Origin of the sequence: Pseudomonas sp. KCJK9058 (genome assembly GCF_046230975.1) — a bacterium.
Taxonomy (GTDB): domain Bacteria; phylum Pseudomonadota; class Gammaproteobacteria; order Pseudomonadales; family Pseudomonadaceae; genus Aquipseudomonas; species Aquipseudomonas alloputida.
The window spans coordinates 1-524 of record NZ_JBJJLR010000126.1 but is presented as its reverse complement, the minus strand read 5'-3'; the positions used below and the strand labels follow the sequence as shown (position 1 = coordinate 524).

General features: G+C 62.2%; 1 pseudogene. It reads left to right on the top strand.

Annotation, left to right across the window (positions count from 1 at the left end):
- A pseudogene (locus ACK59Z_RS25885) lies at window positions 1-524 on the top strand (hypothetical protein); the annotation flags it as partial.

Here is a 524-nt window from a genome sequence, read left to right as displayed (position 1 = left end):
ATGCTCGACAACTACCGCCTGCTCGACGAGGAATACCGCAGCAGCCTGCCCACGATCGATATCGCCCGCTTCATCCAGCCTTCCGACGCCCCGCCACAGCCCCACGTCCTCAAGCATGACCAACTGAACTGGGTAGCCGACTTCAAGGCCCAAAACGATACAGACCTGCAGGCGCTACTGGACCTGCAGCCGTTCAACAACGACCAGATCGTCTCGCCGCACGCATCACGCCAAGCGCTGGCACCGCTGGTGAACCACAGCAAACCCCGTGGCGCCGCCATCGTCATCGAAGACGCCATCGGCATCACCCAGGAGCTCAACGCCTGGCGCAACGCCGCTGTCGAGGATGTGAAGACCCAGTGGCTGGCGCGCACCGTGGAACCCGGGGTCGACAACGAACGCAAGCTGCTGGTCGCGCAGTCGTTCCTGGAAATCGAAAAACTCTACCCGCAGATGGTGGCCGAGCAGATCGTCAAGCGCGAAGTCATGGCCGAAAAAGTCCGCAACCAGCCCCACCTGCATCC